This is a genomic window from Pseudomonas sp. JV241A (assembly GCF_900275665.1).
GTDB lineage: Bacteria > Pseudomonadota > Gammaproteobacteria > Pseudomonadales > Pseudomonadaceae > Aquipseudomonas > Aquipseudomonas wadenswilerensis.
Genome location: NZ_OPYO01000033.1, coordinates 316842 through 331858, shown reverse-complemented (window position 1 = coordinate 331858; position 15017 = coordinate 316842). Strand labels below are relative to the sequence as shown.

Below are 15017 nucleotides of genomic sequence, written 5' to 3'. Positions count from 1 at the left end.
TGTAGCAAAATAATCAGCCAGAGGTGCACTGTGGCGTCCTATACCTTGCGACAACTGAAGTATTTCGTCACCACCGTAGAATGCGGCAGCGTCGCCGAGGCATCGCGCAAGCTGTACATTGCCCAGCCGTCGATTTCCACGGCGATCAAAGGCCTGGAAGACAGCTTCGGCGTACAGCTGTTCATCCGCCATCACGCCCAGGGCGTGTCGCTGACACCCGGTGGCGCGCGTTTTTACCGCAAGGCCCAGGAGCTGCTGCGCATGGCCCGCGAGTTCGAGCAGAACGCCCTGGCCGACAACGACGTGGTCTGCGGCCAGATCGACATCGGCTGCTTCGAAACCGTCGCCCCGCTCTACCTGCCGCGCCTGATCGCCGGCTTTCGCGAGCGCTTCCCGGGCGTGGAGATCCGCCTGCAGGACGGCGAGCAGCAGGAACTGGTGCAAGGCCTGACGGGTGGGCGTTTTGACCTGGCGATCTTCTACGAACACGACCTCGACAGCACCATCGAGACCGAAGCCCTGACCGCACCGCAGCGCCCCTATGCGCTGGTGCCGGCCGGCCATCGCTTTGCCGGACAGGCCCAGGTGTCGATCCGTGACCTGGCCCTGGAGCCGATGATCCTGCTGGATGTGCAGCCGAGCCGGACGTATTTCGTGAGTATTTTCGAAGAGCTGCAACTGAGCCCGAACATTGTCTTCAGCTCGCCATCGATCGAGATGGTGCGCGGCATGGTGGGTCAGGGCTTTGGCTTTGCCCTGCTGGTGACCAAGCCCCATGGCCACAGCACCTATGACGGCCAGGAAGTGGTCTGTGTGGAGATTGCCGAGGATGTCACCGGATCGGCACTGGTGGCCGGCTGGCTCAAGCGTGCGCAGCTGACCAAGCCTGCGCAGCTGTTTGTCGATTACTGCAAGGAGCAGTTTGCCGCCTGGCTGAACTGAAGCACTCATCGCCGGCAACGCGGGCTCCCACAAGGGATCGGTGTACACCTGACCTGTGGGAGCTGGCTTTGCCGGCGATGCAAGGCAAAGCCTTGCCAATCAGCCTCAGCGCGCAGCCCAGGCGTTAAAGCGCTGCTCCAGCTCCTCGCCATGGTCCACCCAGAACCCGGCATCCACCGCCCGCGCCCCGGCCAGGTTGGCTTCGGCGGTCGGCAACTGCTGCTGGACAGTCGCCGGTAGCAGCTTCAATGCCTCGCGGTGTACCGGCCCGTAGGGGATCTGCTCGGAGAACACCTTCTGGGTCTGTGGCTGGCTGGCAAAGGCGATGAAGTCCTCGGCCAGGGCCTTGTTCGGCGTGCCCTTGACCACCGCCCAGTATTCCGGATCGTACAGGCTCTGCGGCCAGACGATACTGAGCTTCATGCCCTCCTTCTGCGCCGAGGCAATCCGGCCGTTGTAGGCCGCGCTCATGACCACGTCTCCGGCGATCAGCCACTGCGCCGGTTGTGCGCCGGCCTCCCACCACTGGATATTGCCCTTGATCTGGTCCAGCTTGGCAAAGGCGCGGCTGACGCCCTCGGCGGTGCCCAGCACTTCATACAACAGCTCGGATTTGACGCCGTCGGCGAGCAAGGCGATTTCCAGGGTGTACTTGGCGCCCTTGCGCAAGCCGCGCTTGCCGGGGAAGTCGGCGACGTTCCAGAAGTCCGCCCAGGAACTCGGCGCCCTGGCCAGCTTGCCGTTGTCATACGCCATGACCATCGACCACACGTAGGTGGCCACCCCGCACTCGCTGAGGGTGCCCGGGACGAACTGCGCCGGGTCGCCGAAGCGCGCCGGATCGAGGCGCTCGAACAGACCCTCGTCACAGCCGCGCAGCAGCTCCGGGCTTTCGACTTCGACCACGTCCCAACTGGTATGGCCGACATCGACCATGGCCTTGATTTTCGACAGTTCACCGTTGTACTCGCCGGCAACCACGCGTCCTGCGCCGCTGGCGTTGAAAGGTTGGAAGTAGGCCTTGTCCTGGGCCTGCTTGGTGGCACCGCCAAAGGAGATGACAGTGAGGTTCTGCGGCGCAGCCGACACCGCGCTGCACAGCAAAACCAGGGCAAAGGGAACACAGCAACGCAAGGATCTGGACATGAAGCGGTTCCTCTAATAGGCCGGCACGCCCGCGCGCGCCGGCCGCTTTTGGGCTTACAGGCGACCGAATTCGCGGGCGGTACGGTCTACGGCGGTACGGGTCTTGTCGACCAGTTCATCGATGTCGGCGTGGCTGGCCACCAGGGCCGGGGCCATGATCATTCGGCCCAGGGTCGAGCGGATGATCAGGCCTTCTTCAAAGCCGAGGGTGCGGCAACGCCAGGCCATGTCGTTCTCGTTGGCAAAACGCTTGCGGCTGGCCTTGTCTTCGGCGAACTGCAAGGCGGCAACCAGGCCGGTGCCCTGCACCTCGCCAATCAACGGATGGTTGCCGAACACTTCGCGCAGGCAGCGCTGCAGGTACGGGCCGGTCTCGTGCTTGACCCGGCTGACGATGCCTTCGTCGCGCAAGGCCTTGAGGTTGGCAATCGCCACCGCCGCCGCCACCGGGTGGCCGGAATAGGTCAGGCCGTGGGCGAACACCCCGCCCTGCTCCACCAGCACTTGCGCCATGCGTTTGGACAGGATCAGGCCGCCCATGGGGATGTAGCCGCTGGTCAGGCCCTTGGCGATCGACAGGGTGTCGGGCTCGAAACCGAAGTGCTGGTGGGCGAACCACTCGCCGGTACGGCCAAAGCCTCCGATCACTTCATCAGCGCACAGCAGCACGTCGTACTGGCGGCAGATACGCTGGATTTCCGGCCAGTAGCTTTCTGGCGGGAAGATCATGCCGCCAGCGCCCTGGAATGGTTCGGCAACGAAAGCAGCAACGTTCTCGGCGCCAAGTTCGAGGATCTTTTCTTCCAGCTGGCGCGCCGCGCGCAGGCCAAACTCGGCCGGGGTCAGGTCGCCTTCGTGGGCGAACCAGTACGGCTCGTCGATGTGCGCGACATCGGGGATCACCCCGCCCATGTCGTGCATGAATTTCATCCCGCCCAGCGCCGTGGCGCCCAGGGTCGAGCCGTGGTAGCCGTTCCAGCGGCCGATCATGATCTTCTTCTGCGGCTTGCCGAGGATCTGCCAGTAGCGGCGCACGGTACGGATCAGCACCTCGTTGGCTTCGGAGCCGGAGTTGGTGTAGATCGCGTGGCTGTAGTGCGCGGGCAACAGGCTGAACAGCAGCTCGGACAGCTCGACCACCGCCGGGTGGGTGGTGTGGAAGAACATGTTGTAGTACGGCAGCTGCTCAAGCTGCTGGCTGGCAGCCGCGGCCAGGTCCTTGCGGCCATAGCCGAGGTTGGTGCACCACAGCCCCGACATGCCGTCCAGGTAGCGCTTGCCGTCGTTGTCCCACAAGGCCAGGCCTTCGCCACGGACGATCACCCGCGGGCCTTCGGCGTTCAGCGCTTTCTGGTCGAGGAAGGCATGAATGTGGTGCGCGGCATCCGCTGCCTGGTAATCGCCGGTGCTACGGACAGGTTTCACTTGAGCGGTCATTGCGAGTCTCCTTGCGGGTTTTTATCGTTTTGAGTGCCCAGCACGCTTTCCAGCGGCTCGGGCTTGAACAGCGGCTTGCCCATCACGCCCTTGATCCACAGCACGGCGATGATCGAGACGATCAGCAGCACCAGGCCGGCGTAGGCAAAAATCGAAAAGGTCATGTCCGGGCTGGGCGAGACGTTCCAGATCGCAAACAGCATGCCGGCGATGCCGAACAGCTGCGGCAACGGGTAGAACGGCGTACGGAACGGCCGCGCCACCTGCGGGTAACGCCGGCGCAGGGCAATGACGTTGACATGGGTGATGATGTACGCCAGCAACCAGGCCAGGGCGGCGGACAGCAGCAGCTGGTTGATCGCATCGGCATGGTCGTGCATCAGCAGCAACGGCAGGCCGGTGACCGCCGCGATGAACAGCACCGCCACCCACGGCGCGCCGGTGCGCTTGCCCTGACGCTTGAAGATGCCGAAGGCCTGGCCGTTGCGCGCCATGCCGAAGAGCATGCGCGGGATGGCGGCCAGCGAGCTGTTGAGGGTGCTGCAGGTGGCGGTAATTGCGGCGGTGACCAGGAACACCTTGCCGGCCTCACCGAAAACGGTGGTGGCGAACAGGTAATGTGGCAGGCCGTTACTGGCCAGTTCCGCCTGCGGCACGGTGAGCAAGGCGCCCAGCCCGTACAGGCTGATGATCACGAAGATGATGGTCAGGCCGAGCATCATCGAGCCCGGGATGTTGCGCTCCGGACGGCGGGTTTCTTCTACCAGCGGGCAGACGAACTCGGCGCCGACAAAACCCCACACCGCCATCGCCGTCAGGGCAATCACCCCCAGGCCCAACGGGTTCCAGTGGGCACTGTCGAACAGGGCCGGGTTGGGCGCGACAATATCGCTGTTCATCGCGCTCAGGCCCATCACCAGCAGCACCACGGTCATCACTACCGCCAGCACCGTTTGCAGGCGGGCGAAGATGTCGATGTTGAACAGGTTGAGCACCGTGAACAGCGCCAGTACCGCCAAGGCCACGGTCAACGGCGGCATCGAGTGCGGGTAGACCTTGTCAATGATGAACTCCATCAGCAGCAGTTCGGCTGACAGCGCGAACATCGCCACCACGATGTAGCCGGAAAAGGTCGCGAGGATCGCCGGGAACTGGCCGATGGCAACTTCGGTGTAGGTGCTCAGGCTGCCGGCGCGGGGGATCATCAGCGCCAGTTCCGAGAACGAACAGGCGTAACTCAGGGCCAACAGGTAGGCCAGGCCCAGGGGCACGATAAAGCCCAGGCCGGCGATGCCGACGCCCTGCAGCATCAGCACCATCACGCCCTGGGACACCACCAGGCCGATGGCCACCGCCAACAGCGCAGTGAGGCCGAGTTTCTTGCGACTTGCAGGCGGCGCCAGGGCGCCGGTTTGCACGCTTGCATTGCTGTTCATCGGTTGCTCCGAGTTGTTGTTATTGGAAGAACAGAGTTGTTGCCTGTGCTGGCCTCATCGCGGGTCAAGCCCGCTCCCACAGGCCTCAACCACGCAGCTGAATCCAGGTCGTCTTCAACTGCGTGTACTTGTCGAACGAATGCAGCGACAGATCCCGCCCAAAGCCCGACTGCTTGCCGCCGCCAAAGGGCACGGTCACATCCAGGGCATCGACGGTATTCACCGACACCGTGCCGGCATTCAGCCGTCGGGCGACGCGGTGGGCGCGGTTGAGGTCGTCGCTCCACAGCGAAGCCGCCAAGCCATAGATATGGTCATTGGCCATGGCCACCGCCTGGTCTTCGTCATCGAACACGCTGACCGCCAGCACCGGGCCGAATACCTCTTCGCGGGCCAGGGTCATGTCGGCAGTGACACCAGTAAAAATCGTCGGCTCGATGAAGTTGCTCGAGCCGTCGAAGCTCAGTTGCCGTCCGCCACAGACCAATTGGGCGCCCTCGGCCTGGGCCTGCGCGATGTAGTGCATGATCCGCTGCGCCTGGCGAGAGTCGACAATGGCCCCGGCGCGGCTCGCCGGGTTCAGCGGATTGCCCGGTAGCCATTGGCGCGCCTTGTCGATCAGGCGCTGAATGAACTCATCGGCAATCGAGCGCTGCACCAGCAGGCGCGAGTTGGCCGAGCAGACTTCGCCCTGGTTGAAGAAGATGCCGAACGCGGCTTTCTCGGCCGCCAGGTCCAGGTCCTGGCAATCGGCGAACACCAGGTTCGGGCTCTTGCCGCCGCATTCCAGCCACACCTGCTTGAGGTTCGACTGCGCGGCGTACTGCATGAAGTACTTGCCGACCTCGGTGGAGCCGGTAAACACCAGGGCATCGACGTCCATGTGCAGGCCCAGGGCGCGACCGGCCTCTTCACCCAGGCCCGGCACGACGTTGAGCACGCCCTTGGGAATGCCCGCTTCAATCGCCAGCTCGGCCAGGCGCAGCGCCGAGAACGGCGATTGCTCGGCGGGCTTGAGCACCACGCTATTGCCCGCAGCCAATGCCGGGGCGAGCTTCCAGGCGGCCATGTCCAGCGGGAAATTCCACGGCACCACCGCACCGATCACCCCCAGCGGCACCCGGGTGATGGTCGCCAGGGCATTGCTGGCAGTCGGCGCCACCTGGTCGTAGAGCTTGTCGAGGCTTTCGCCGTACCAGGCAAACACATGGGCGGCGCCCGGCACGTCGATGTTCCAGGCATCCATCACCGGCTTGCCCATGCTCAGCGAGTCGAGCAAGGCCAGCTCGTCACGGTGCTCCAGCATCAGTTGCGCCAGGCGCAGCAGCACGGCCTTGCGCTCGGCCGGTGCCCGCTTCGCCCAGGAGCCTTGCTCGAACGCCTGGCGAGCACTGTGCACGGCCTGGTCGACCTCGATCTGGCCGCACGCGGCGACCTGGGCCAGCAGCTTGCCGGTGGCCGGGTTGATGACATCGAATCGCGCCCCGCTTGCGGCCTGACAGGCCTCGCCTTCGATAAACGCGCTGTCGATCAGGCGCTGCTGTTGCGCCAGGGTTGTCCACTCGTTGAAATGCTTCACCGCAGACTCCTTGTTGTTATCCGTTGTTGGAGAGGTATTCGGCCAGGCGGTCCATCAAGCGGTCACAGGCCGCCATCTGCTCGACGCTGACAAATTCATCCGGCTTGTGGCCCTGGTCCATGCTGCCCGGCCCGCACACCACGGCCGGGATCCCGGCCTGGTCGAACAAGCCGCCTTCGGTACCAAAGGCCACAGTGCTGAAGGCGTCGCTGCCGCACAGCTGCGCCACCAGTCGCGCCGCCGCGCTTTCAGGCGCGGTGGCCAGGCCCGGATAGGCCGAAATCGCTTCGAAGCGAATCGCCGTGTCGGCCTTGACCGCTTGCATGGCCGGCAGCAGCGTTTGCTCTGCGTAGGCTTGCAGCTCGTCCACCACCGCCTGCGGCGCGAAGGCCGGCAAGGCACGCACTTCAAAGTCGAAGCGGCAATCGGCCGGGACAATGTTCAGCGCCGTGCCGCCGTGGATCACCCCGACCTGCACGGTCGAGAACGCCGGATCAAAGCGCGCATCGTGATGCTCCGACGCCGCCAGGCGCTGGCCGATCTCGCCCAGGCGCCCGATCAGCCGCGCCGCCTGCTCGATGGCGTTGACGCCATAAGGCGCATAGGCCGAATGGCACGGCGCACCGTGCACATGGCAACGCATGGCCAGCTTGCCCTTGTGGCCGAGCACCGGTTTGAGCTCGGTGGGTTCGCCGATCAGGCACAGCGCCGGTTGCGGGATGCGCTGGGGCAGCACGTCCAGCAGGCTGCGCACGCCCAGGCAACCGACCTCCTCGTCATAGGAGAACGCCAGGTGCACCGGCCGGCGCAGGGGGCTGGCGAGAAACACCGGCACTGCCGCCAGCACCGAGGCCAGGTAGCCTTTCATGTCGGCGGCGCCACGGCCGTACAGCTTGCCGTCGCGCTCGGTGAGGCTGAACGGCTCGAGCGTCCACCGCTGACCGTCGACCGGCACCACGTCGGTATGCCCCGACAACACCACACCGCCCACCACTGCCGGGCCAATGCTGGCCAGCAGGTTGGCCTTGGTCCGCTCCGTGTTGTAGATCAGCTCGCAGCTCACGCCCAGGCCGTGCAGGTAGTCGCGGACGAACTCGATCAGGGCCAGGTTCGAATCGCGGCTGACCGTGGCAAAGCCAATCAGCCTGGCCAGCAATGCACGGCTGCGCAGCTCACTCATCGCCCGGCACTCCGTAGCTCGGCGCCAGGGTCGGGTTGAGGGCGCGGGTCAGGTAGTCCTGCAACTGCGGCTGATAAGCGGCCCAGAGTTTGTTCAGCTCGCCAATGGGGTTTTCCTCGGCCCAGTCCACGCGCAGGTCAACGATCGGCCAGATCAGCTCGCCGACCACCGACAGCGCCGCCGAATGCACCGCCCCGGCTTCGCCGCCGGCGTCCTGGCCGGCCTGCAGCGCGCTCAGCAAGCGGGCGGCCAGGCAGCCCTCGCTGTTTTCGAAGGCCTCGACCATGCGCTCGATCACCGCGCTGTTGGCCAGCAGGTTGCCCGCGGCCACGCATTGCTCACCGGCCACGGCGTTATTGATGCCCAGCGCATGGTTGCCGCTGAACAGCGCCGTGCGGCCCTGGGCATCGACCACCGCCACCTGGCGGTACTGGCTGTAGCCGTTGCGCGTCAAAGCGCGGTCCAGGGCCTGGTGTGGCGCCAGGCCTTCGTCGAGGCCGTCGAGTATTTGCGGGCCGAGGGCCGGCAAGGTGATGTTCTGGCTCGACACCGCACCCACGCCGGTGCGCAGCCACGGGCAGCGGGCGCCGACGGCGATGCTGGATGAGCTGATGGCTATGCCCAGCTGGCCGGTTTCGGCGCAGCGCCCAACGATGGAGAAGGTCATGGCACGCTCCTTATTCGGGGATGACCGCAATCACGTCGATTTCCATCAACCACTGCGGCTGGCCGAGAGCGCTGACCACCAATCCCGTAGAGATCGGGAACACGCCCTTGAGCCATTTGCCGACCTCCTGGTACACCGGTTCGCGGTAGCGCGGGTCGATCAGGTAGGTGGTGGTCTTGACGATATGACTGAGGTCGCTGCCAGCTTCCTCCAGCAGTTGCTTGACGTTGCGCATGGCCTGCTCGGCCTGGGCCCGTGGGTCGCCGAGGCCGACCAGTTGGCCGTTGAAATCGGTGCCCACCTGACCCCGTACATACACGGTGTTGCCGGCACGCACGGCCTGGCACAGGTCGTTGTCCAGGGTCTGGTTGGGGTAGGTGTCTTTAGTGTTGAACATGCGAATACGGGTATGAGTAGGCATCAACGGGCTCCCATGAGGCTGACAGGTTGGCTGGACGCTTGGTGCTCGGCTTGGCGCTGCGAAGCGTCGCGATAATTGAGGTAGGTGCGCTGTTTTACGATGTGGTCGGCGATGTGCTTGGCGTCGTGCCACACCCCCCAGATAAAGGCCGAGCCGCGTCGCGACAGCCAAGGCAGGCCGACGAAATAGACCCCTGGCTCGCTGGACACGCCGCGCTGGTGCTTGGGTTTGCCGTTGTCCTTGAAGGCGTCGACCTGCAGCCAGCTGTAGTCCACCGAATAGCCGGTGGCCCAGATGATGGTGCTGACGCCGGCCTTGGCCAGGTCGAGTTCCAGCAGCGGCTGGGTCAGGCACTGCGGGTCGGGAAGAATCTCCCGCGCCTGCGGTTCTTCCGGCAGGTTCAGGCCATTGCGGGCGATGTAAGCGTCGGCCGCATCGAGCAACGCCAGGTAGTTTTCGTCACCGCGGGCGATGTTCTCGGCCAGGTTGGCCTCGAAGCTGACCACCCCGTTGTCGAAGCCCTTGGTCAGGCCGACCAGGGTCATGCCCTGCTGGGCCAGCTTGCGAAAATCGACGGTGTGGCCGCCACGGGCGCCGCTGACGGCGATGGTCACATGCTCCTTGCCCGGCTGCATGGTCTCGGCATCCCACTCGCCGAGCACGCCCAGCCACCAGCAGAAATCACGGTTGCGATAAGCCCGTGGCGGCCGGTCGTGGGCACCGACCGAGAGGTATACCTGCTTGCCGGCGCGCTGCAGTTCATCGGCGATCTGCACGCCCGAGGAACCGGCACCCACCACCAGCACCGCGCCTTCAGGCAGCTGCTGCGGGTTGCGGTAAGCGGCCGAGTGCATCTGTTGCACGCTCGACGCTTGCACGGCAATAGGCGGGATCACCGGGCGCTGGAACGGGCCGGTGGCGACCACCACCTGCTGCGCTTCGATCACCCCGTCGCTGGTTTGCACGGTGAAACCCGGGCGGTCGCTGTTACGCACCACCTGGGTGACATCGACACCGGTGCGGATCGGCGCGTTGAACTTACGGGCGTAGGCTTCGAAGTAGTCGGCGACCTGGTCCTTGCCAGCGAAGGCGTCCGGGTCCAGGCCCTCGAATTCCAGGCCCGGGAAGCGGTCGTGCCAGGCCGGGCCGTTGGCCACCAGCGAATCCCAGCGGCCGGTGCGCCAGGCTTCGGCAATGCGCTTGCGCTCCAGCACCAGGTGCGGCACGCCCAGGCGGCTCAGGTGTTCACTCATGGCCACACCGGCTTGCCCGGCGCCAACTACAAGCGTATCGATTTTGGTTTTATTGGTTGTCATGTCTGCGCCCTACTGAGTTGTCCCACGCGGGTGGCCGTGGGAGGGTGTAGGTCGCATTCTGGGAGCGCGCGGGAAAACGCGAAATTATGATTTTTATGGTTGTTAGAGAGTAAAAAACTGGGGCGGCTTTGCAGCCCATCGCTGGCAAGCCAGCTCCCACAGAGATGTTGCACACCACAACTCCTGTGGGAGCTGGCTTGCCAGCGATCGAGCGCGGTTGCGGACCGGCCGACGATTGACGACACTGCAGCTTTACCCTGCACAGTTGCCGTCATGTCCCTGAACATCCGCCTTTCCCGCGCTGAAGACGCACCTTTACTACCCGCAGTCGAACGTTCGGCAGCGCAGGCCTTTGCCTGTCATCCAGGACTGGAATGGATTGCCGAAGGACCGCTGCTCAGTAGCGCCGAGCACATGGCATTCATCACCTCAAACCAGGAGTGGGTGGTGGTCGATCAACAGGATGAGCCCCAAGGATTCATTTGTACGAAAGCCATGGGGCACAACCTGCACATCGTTGAATTGTCAGTGGCTCAGGCTTATCAAGGGTTGGGCTACGGTCGGCGACTGATCGCTGCCGTGGGCGACTGGGCCGGCACTCAAGGTTTTGTTGCACTGACGCTCACGACCTTTACCGACGTCCCTTGGAACGCCCCCTTTTATGCACGCTTAGGCTTTACGCGCCTCGCTGATAGCGACCTGGACGGCGCGCTTGCGCAGCTACTGGAAGTGGAAGTCACTCAGCATTCGAGTGCGCGCTGCGCCATGTCGCTTGCCCTTCGCTAATACCGAGCCAGACTAGCGTGGCATCGGGATATCGGGAACATTGACAGCGATGATATCCAGCACCAGGTCGACTGTTTGCCCTCGGCCAACGCTGGCATAAAGATTATGCGTGTTGTGAACCGCAGGGCCTTTTTGTTGTTTGTCTACCCTAATGGCTTTTTTTCCTTCCGGCACAAGGCTGACGGGCGATAGTACTCCGCGTTGAGCCTCGACCTCTTTGCCATTGGTGAGCAAGCTCCAGAATTGCCCTTTGCCATAGGCTAATGGCGTGCGGTAAAGCCCCAGATAGTCATTGGTACTGATATCCACTGACCAGCCGTGGAAGGCGCTTGCAGGATTGTCAACGCAGATCTGGTAGAGAAGTTTTTGTTCTTCAGGGTTAAAAAAGCACGCAAAGAGAAAGCCCATGGGGGCCGCAGCGTCCCGTGGCAGATTGAAGGTCAGCCAACCGTCACTTTGCTTGAGGCGCTTTTCGGGATTTATATTGCGGTAATCCTCCTGATACTCCCAAGTGTCCAATGTGCCCGCGTGCCCCTCTGTAGTGGAACGGACATAGGCAACAAATGAGCGCTCGGGTTGGTAATCATACGTCGGCATTGGCAATTTCCTCTGTTCTTCAGTTTGATCTAAGCGCAAAGCGCGCCCCATCAAGCTAATCTCAGGTTCCAATCGCTGAGAATGAGGAAAAGTCCCCACCGCGCACCTGCCTGGCGGGTGAAACTCATCCAGCGTCCCGATGCTGCTCAATTTTTTTCTCTAACTGGCGCAGCTGCGCTTCCTGCTTGCCGATCAGCTGCAACTGGCGGCGCAGCTCCGAGACTCGCTCGGCCAGGCTCAAGGCCAGGTCCTTGTTCTGTTTCTCCAGTTCGTCACGTGATCCGCTGAGCTGCGCAAGCTTCACCTCCAATCCGTGGATTTGCGCCTGCTGACGTTCGCCCTGGGTCTTGAAGCCGCGCTGGGCATCCTTGAGCGCGCGGATCTGTACCAGCAAGCCTTCGTTGTCGCGGTTGAGCCGGGTCAGCTCGTCCTGTTTGACGATCAGGGTCTGCTGCAACTGGCGCACTTCCACTTGCAGCAGCTGCACCTGCGCCTCATGGCGACGCTGATCCTGATCGCGCTGTTCGCGACTGGCGTTGCGGTAATGCTCCAGGGCGTCGCGGGCATGCTGATGCTTGTCTTCCAGCGAGCGGATCTGCTCGTCCTTGTCCGCCAGGCGCAGGTTCAGCTCGCCCACGGCCTGGTTGAGCGTGGCGTTACGTGTCTGCTCGCTTTGCAGGGTGCTGCGGGTAGTGGCCAAAGCTTCTGATTCGCTGGCCAGTGCCGCGGCCTGGATCTCATGCTGCTGTTGCAGCGCCGCCAATGCCTGCTGGCTGATCTGTACCTGGGCCAGCAGCGTCTGGCGCTCTTGTTCGAAGGCGCTACGGGCTTGCTCGATGCGCGCCTCGCCCTCCTGCTGCAGCTGCTCAGCCAGTTGCTCGACCAGCGTCGCCAGAGCCTCGCTGAGGTTTGGCGCGGTGGTAGGCGCGGCTGGCTGCAGGCTTTCCAGTTCTTTCAGATAGCGGTGAATGGTGGTTTTCGAGCCGGTATTGCCCAGTTCGATACGTACCGCATCGATACTTGGATGCTCGCCACGGGCCAGCAGCGCCTGCCGCGCCTTGTGCACTAATGCTTTATTGATACCGCCACGGGCCATGTGAGCTCCTACTATTTCATACTGTGTTACGTACCATGTATTTACATACTATCTCATTCATTGATTCTGTGATCGATGAACCTGTTGCTAAGATGAAATAATCACGGCTTATCGCATGTTAAGGGTTAAAATGTCGGCCTGAAGTGCCGAGGTCGGTACGTTTGGCCAGGAGCACCGCCATGAACCCCATCGAACGCTATCTGCAGGCCGCCACCCGGGAGAACACCCGGCGCAGTTATCAGGCCGCCGTTGAGCACTTCGAAGTGAGCTGGGGAGGCTTTTTGCCGGCGACAGCAGACAGCATCGCCCGCTACCTCGCCGACCACGCCCAGACCCACTCGATCAGCACCCTCAAGCAGCGCCTGGCAGCGCTCGGGCAATGGCATGTCAGCCAGGGCTTTCCCGACCCGACCAAGGCGCCGATGGTGCGCCAACTGCTGAAGGGCATCCGCACGCTCCACCCTGGCGAACCGAAGCAGGCAGCGCCGCTGCTGATACAGCATCTGCAAACAGCCGTTGCGGCAATTGAGCATGACGCTGTCCAGGCCCGCGCCCGGCACGACCTGCCTGCGCTGCTGCGCGCCAGTCGTGACAAGGCCTTGCTGTTGATCGGTTTCTGGCGTGGGTTCCGCGGCGATGAGCTGGCGCGTCTGCAGGTCGAGCATATCCAGGCGCAGGCAGGCGTCGGCATGACGATCTTCCTGCCCCGCAGCAAGGGCGACCGCCAGGCGCTGGGCGTGCGTCACCGGGCACCGGCGCTGAAGGTGCTGTGCCCGGTACAGGCTTACCTGCAATGGCTAGAGGTGGCGGGCATTGCCCATGGGCCGGTGTTTCGCAAGCTCGACCGCTGGGGCAACCTGAGCGAACAGGCGCTCAACAGCAACAGCCTGATCGGCCTGTTGCGGCGCATACTTGAGCGCGCGGGTGTACCGGCGGCTTTATATACCGGTCACTCACTGCGCCGCGGTTTTGCTACCTGGGCGACCAGCAATGGCTGGGAGCTCAAGGCCCTGATGAGTTATGTCGGCTGGAAGGATGCCAAGTCGGCACTGCGCTATATCGATGCGTCGGTGTCGTTTGGCGAACTGGCGCTGCTCGAAGGTGGCAGCAGCGCTGGGCTACTGACGGATCAGGCTTGACACAAATAGTGAAGGTGCTGGCCTCATCGCGGGGCAAGCCCGCTCCCACAGGTCTGGCGGGCGCAATTCCACAGGCGGGCAATGTCGCGAGCACGCGCCTGGAGCAAGGCTGGTGCGTTGGCACAGGCCGCTTCCAGGCTCATCGGGCCGCTGGTCAAGGCAAATGCGGCGTCGATGCCATGGGCATACAGCTGCTCATAGCCCTCGCCCAGGGTGCCGGCAATCACTACCACGGGTACGGCGTGACGCCGCGCTACCCGGGCCACGCCGAACGGCGTCTTGCCGCGCAGGGTCTGGGCATCGAAGCGGCCTTCGCCGGTAATCACCAGGTCAGCGCCCTGCACCGCCGCCTCGAGACCGGCCAGTTCGGCCACGACCTCAATCCCGGGACGGAAGGCGGCCTGCAGGAAGGCTTTGGCGGCGAACCCCATACCGCCTGCCGCGCCACATCCGGGAAAATCACGCACATCAGTGCCCAACAGTTGCGCGCAGTGATCGGCAAAGTGACCCAGGGCCTGGTCGAGGGCTTGTACCTGCTCGGGGCTGGCGCCTTTTTGCGGACCGAAGATGGCCGAGGCCCCATTGCTGCCACACAGGGGGTTGTCGACATCGGCGGCGACTTCCAGCTGCACCTCTGCCAGGCGCGAGTCCAGCGCGCTGGCATCGATGCGGGCTAGCCGGGACAACGCCAGCCCACCTTCAGCCAGCGGCTGATTCTCAGCATCAAACAACTGCAGGCCAAGCGCACGCAGCATACCGCTGCCCGCATCATTGGTCGCACTGCCGCCAATGGCCAGAATGATCCGCCGGGCGCCGGCGTCCAGCGCCGCGCTGATCAGTTGCCCGGTCCCGTAGGTGCTGCTGCGGCAGGCATCGCGCTGGCCCAGCGTGAGCAGCTGCAGGCCACTGGCAGTGGCCATTTCGATAATCGCCGTGTGACTGTCGCCCAGCCACCCCCAACCGGCCTCGACCGCCTCCCCCAGTGGCCCGCGTACGCGCTGGCTGCGCAGCTCGCCAGCACAGGCGGCAACGATGGCCTCCATGGTGCCCTCGCCACCGTCGGCCATCGGGCACTTGACCAGTTGCGCCTGCGGCAACACCTGGGCAAAACCTGCAGCAATGGCGTCGGCGACGCCTTCGGCGCTGAGGCTGTCCTTGAACGAGTCGGGGGCGATGACGATTTTCATGGGGATTCTCCTGATCCAGATGCCTGCATGCTGACAGTTGGGCCTTGATTGTTCGTCAGTCGAATGCACAAAAACCGGCGGCCTTTGT

Annotated in this window: 14 protein-coding genes; 3 read left to right on the top strand and 11 right to left on the bottom strand. The window is 63.8% G+C overall.

Features of this window, described 5'->3' with window-relative positions:
- Positions 1 to 30: 30 nt before the first annotated feature.
- A complete protein-coding gene (locus JV241A_RS23160) occupies positions 31 to 942 on the top strand; it encodes a LysR substrate-binding domain-containing protein (RefSeq protein ID WP_134064642.1) in 912 nt (303 codons plus the stop codon).
- A 105-nt stretch (positions 943 to 1047) separates the two neighbouring features.
- Here JV241A_RS23160 and JV241A_RS23155 read toward each other — a convergent pair whose 3' ends face one another.
- From JV241A_RS23155 to JV241A_RS23120, 8 genes are all read right to left on the bottom strand, one after another.
- The gene (locus JV241A_RS23155) at positions 1048 to 2088 is read right to left on the bottom strand and encodes an ABC transporter substrate-binding protein (protein ID WP_134064640.1); all 1041 of its coding nucleotides are present in this window, start codon (positions 2086 to 2088) and stop codon (positions 1048 to 1050) included.
- A 54-nt stretch (positions 2089 to 2142) separates the two neighbouring features.
- On the bottom strand, positions 2143 to 3525 hold the full coding sequence (locus tag JV241A_RS23150) for an aspartate aminotransferase family protein (RefSeq protein ID WP_115086693.1): 1383 nt from the start codon (positions 3523 to 3525) through the stop codon (positions 2143 to 2145).
- A complete protein-coding gene (locus JV241A_RS23145) occupies positions 3522 to 4961 on the bottom strand; it encodes an APC family permease (RefSeq protein ID WP_115086694.1) in 1440 nt (479 codons plus the stop codon). The genes JV241A_RS23150 and JV241A_RS23145 overlap by 4 nt, the downstream gene beginning before the upstream one ends.
- Before the next feature lie 85 nt (positions 4962 to 5046).
- Positions 5047 to 6513, bottom strand: coding sequence for an aldehyde dehydrogenase (locus JV241A_RS23140; RefSeq protein ID WP_240047901.1), 1467 nt, complete (start codon positions 6511 to 6513; stop codon positions 5047 to 5049).
- Positions 6514 to 6556: 43 nt separating this feature from the next.
- Entirely contained in the window at positions 6557 to 7720 is a 1164-nt protein-coding gene (gene argE / locus JV241A_RS23135; RefSeq protein ID WP_134064636.1) for an acetylornithine deacetylase, read from the bottom strand.
- On the bottom strand, positions 7713 to 8387 hold the full coding sequence (locus JV241A_RS23130) for a DUF1028 domain-containing protein (protein WP_134064634.1): 675 nt from the start codon (positions 8385 to 8387) through the stop codon (positions 7713 to 7715). Before JV241A_RS23130 ends, argE begins: the two co-directional genes overlap by 8 nt.
- Before the next feature lie 10 nt (positions 8388 to 8397).
- Positions 8398 to 8808 carry a RidA family protein gene (locus tag JV241A_RS23125; RefSeq protein WP_003201555.1) on the bottom strand — a complete coding sequence of 137 codons (411 nt, stop codon included), beginning with the start codon at positions 8806 to 8808 and terminating at the stop codon, positions 8398 to 8400.
- A complete protein-coding gene (locus tag JV241A_RS23120; protein WP_134064632.1) occupies positions 8808 to 10124 on the bottom strand; it encodes an NAD(P)/FAD-dependent oxidoreductase in 1317 nt (438 codons plus the stop codon). The genes JV241A_RS23125 and JV241A_RS23120 overlap by 1 nt, the downstream gene beginning before the upstream one ends.
- Before the next feature lie 273 nt (positions 10125 to 10397).
- Between JV241A_RS23120 and JV241A_RS23115 the strand changes: the two genes are divergently transcribed.
- Positions 10398 to 10910 carry a GNAT family N-acetyltransferase gene (locus tag JV241A_RS23115; protein ID WP_134064630.1) on the top strand — a complete coding sequence of 171 codons (513 nt, stop codon included), beginning with the start codon at positions 10398 to 10400 and terminating at the stop codon, positions 10908 to 10910.
- A 12-nt stretch (positions 10911 to 10922) separates the two neighbouring features.
- Here JV241A_RS23115 and JV241A_RS23110 read toward each other — a convergent pair whose 3' ends face one another.
- Positions 10923 to 11507, bottom strand: coding sequence for a hypothetical protein (locus JV241A_RS23110; protein ID WP_134064628.1), 585 nt, complete (start codon positions 11505 to 11507; stop codon positions 10923 to 10925).
- 124 nt (positions 11508 to 11631) lie between these two features.
- Complete coding sequence (locus JV241A_RS23105; protein WP_134064626.1) at positions 11632 to 12603, bottom strand: DNA-binding protein; 972 nt, start codon at positions 12601 to 12603, stop codon at positions 11632 to 11634.
- 179 nt (positions 12604 to 12782) lie between these two features.
- Between JV241A_RS23105 and JV241A_RS23100 the strand changes: the two genes are divergently transcribed.
- Positions 12783 to 13742, top strand: a complete 960-nt coding sequence (locus JV241A_RS23100; protein WP_134064624.1) for a site-specific integrase — start codon at positions 12783 to 12785, stop codon at positions 13740 to 13742.
- 23 nt (positions 13743 to 13765) lie between these two features.
- Here JV241A_RS23100 and JV241A_RS23095 read toward each other — a convergent pair whose 3' ends face one another.
- The gene (locus JV241A_RS23095) at positions 13766 to 14929 is read right to left on the bottom strand and encodes a glycerate kinase (protein ID WP_134064622.1); all 1164 of its coding nucleotides are present in this window, start codon (positions 14927 to 14929) and stop codon (positions 13766 to 13768) included.
- Positions 14930 to 15017: the final 88 nt, after the last annotated feature.

Excerpts from the sequence above, each read along its gene's own strand:
- JV241A_RS23155 (WP_134064640.1), bottom strand. The coding sequence starts at position 2,088 with ATGTCCAGATCCTTGCGTTGCTGTGTTCCCTTTGCCCTGGTTTTGCTG.
- JV241A_RS23150 (WP_115086693.1), bottom strand. The coding sequence starts at position 3,525 with ATGACCGCTCAAGTGAAACCTGTCCGTAGCACCGGCGATTACCAGGCA.
- JV241A_RS23145 (WP_115086694.1), bottom strand. The coding sequence starts at position 4,961 with ATGAACAGCAATGCAAGCGTGCAAACCGGCGCCCTGGCGCCGCCTGCA.
- argE (WP_134064636.1), bottom strand. The coding sequence starts at position 7,720 with ATGAGTGAGCTGCGCAGCCGTGCATTGCTGGCCAGGCTGATTGGCTTT.
- JV241A_RS23130 (WP_134064634.1), bottom strand. The coding sequence starts at position 8,387 with ATGACCTTCTCCATCGTTGGGCGCTGCGCCGAAACCGGCCAGCTGGGC.
- JV241A_RS23125 (WP_003201555.1), bottom strand. The coding sequence starts at position 8,808 with ATGCCTACTCATACCCGTATTCGCATGTTCAACACTAAAGACACCTAC.
- JV241A_RS23120 (WP_134064632.1), bottom strand. The coding sequence starts at position 10,124 with ATGACAACCAATAAAACCAAAATCGATACGCTTGTAGTTGGCGCCGGG.
- JV241A_RS23115 (WP_134064630.1), top strand. The coding sequence starts at position 10,398 with ATGTCCCTGAACATCCGCCTTTCCCGCGCTGAAGACGCACCTTTACTA.
- JV241A_RS23110 (WP_134064628.1), bottom strand. The coding sequence starts at position 11,507 with ATGCCGACGTATGATTACCAACCCGAGCGCTCATTTGTTGCCTATGTC.
- JV241A_RS23105 (WP_134064626.1), bottom strand. The coding sequence starts at position 12,603 with ATGGCCCGTGGCGGTATCAATAAAGCATTAGTGCACAAGGCGCGGCAG.
- JV241A_RS23100 (WP_134064624.1), top strand. The coding sequence starts at position 12,783 with ATGAACCCCATCGAACGCTATCTGCAGGCCGCCACCCGGGAGAACACC.
- JV241A_RS23095 (WP_134064622.1), bottom strand. The coding sequence starts at position 14,929 with ATGAAAATCGTCATCGCCCCCGACTCGTTCAAGGACAGCCTCAGCGCC.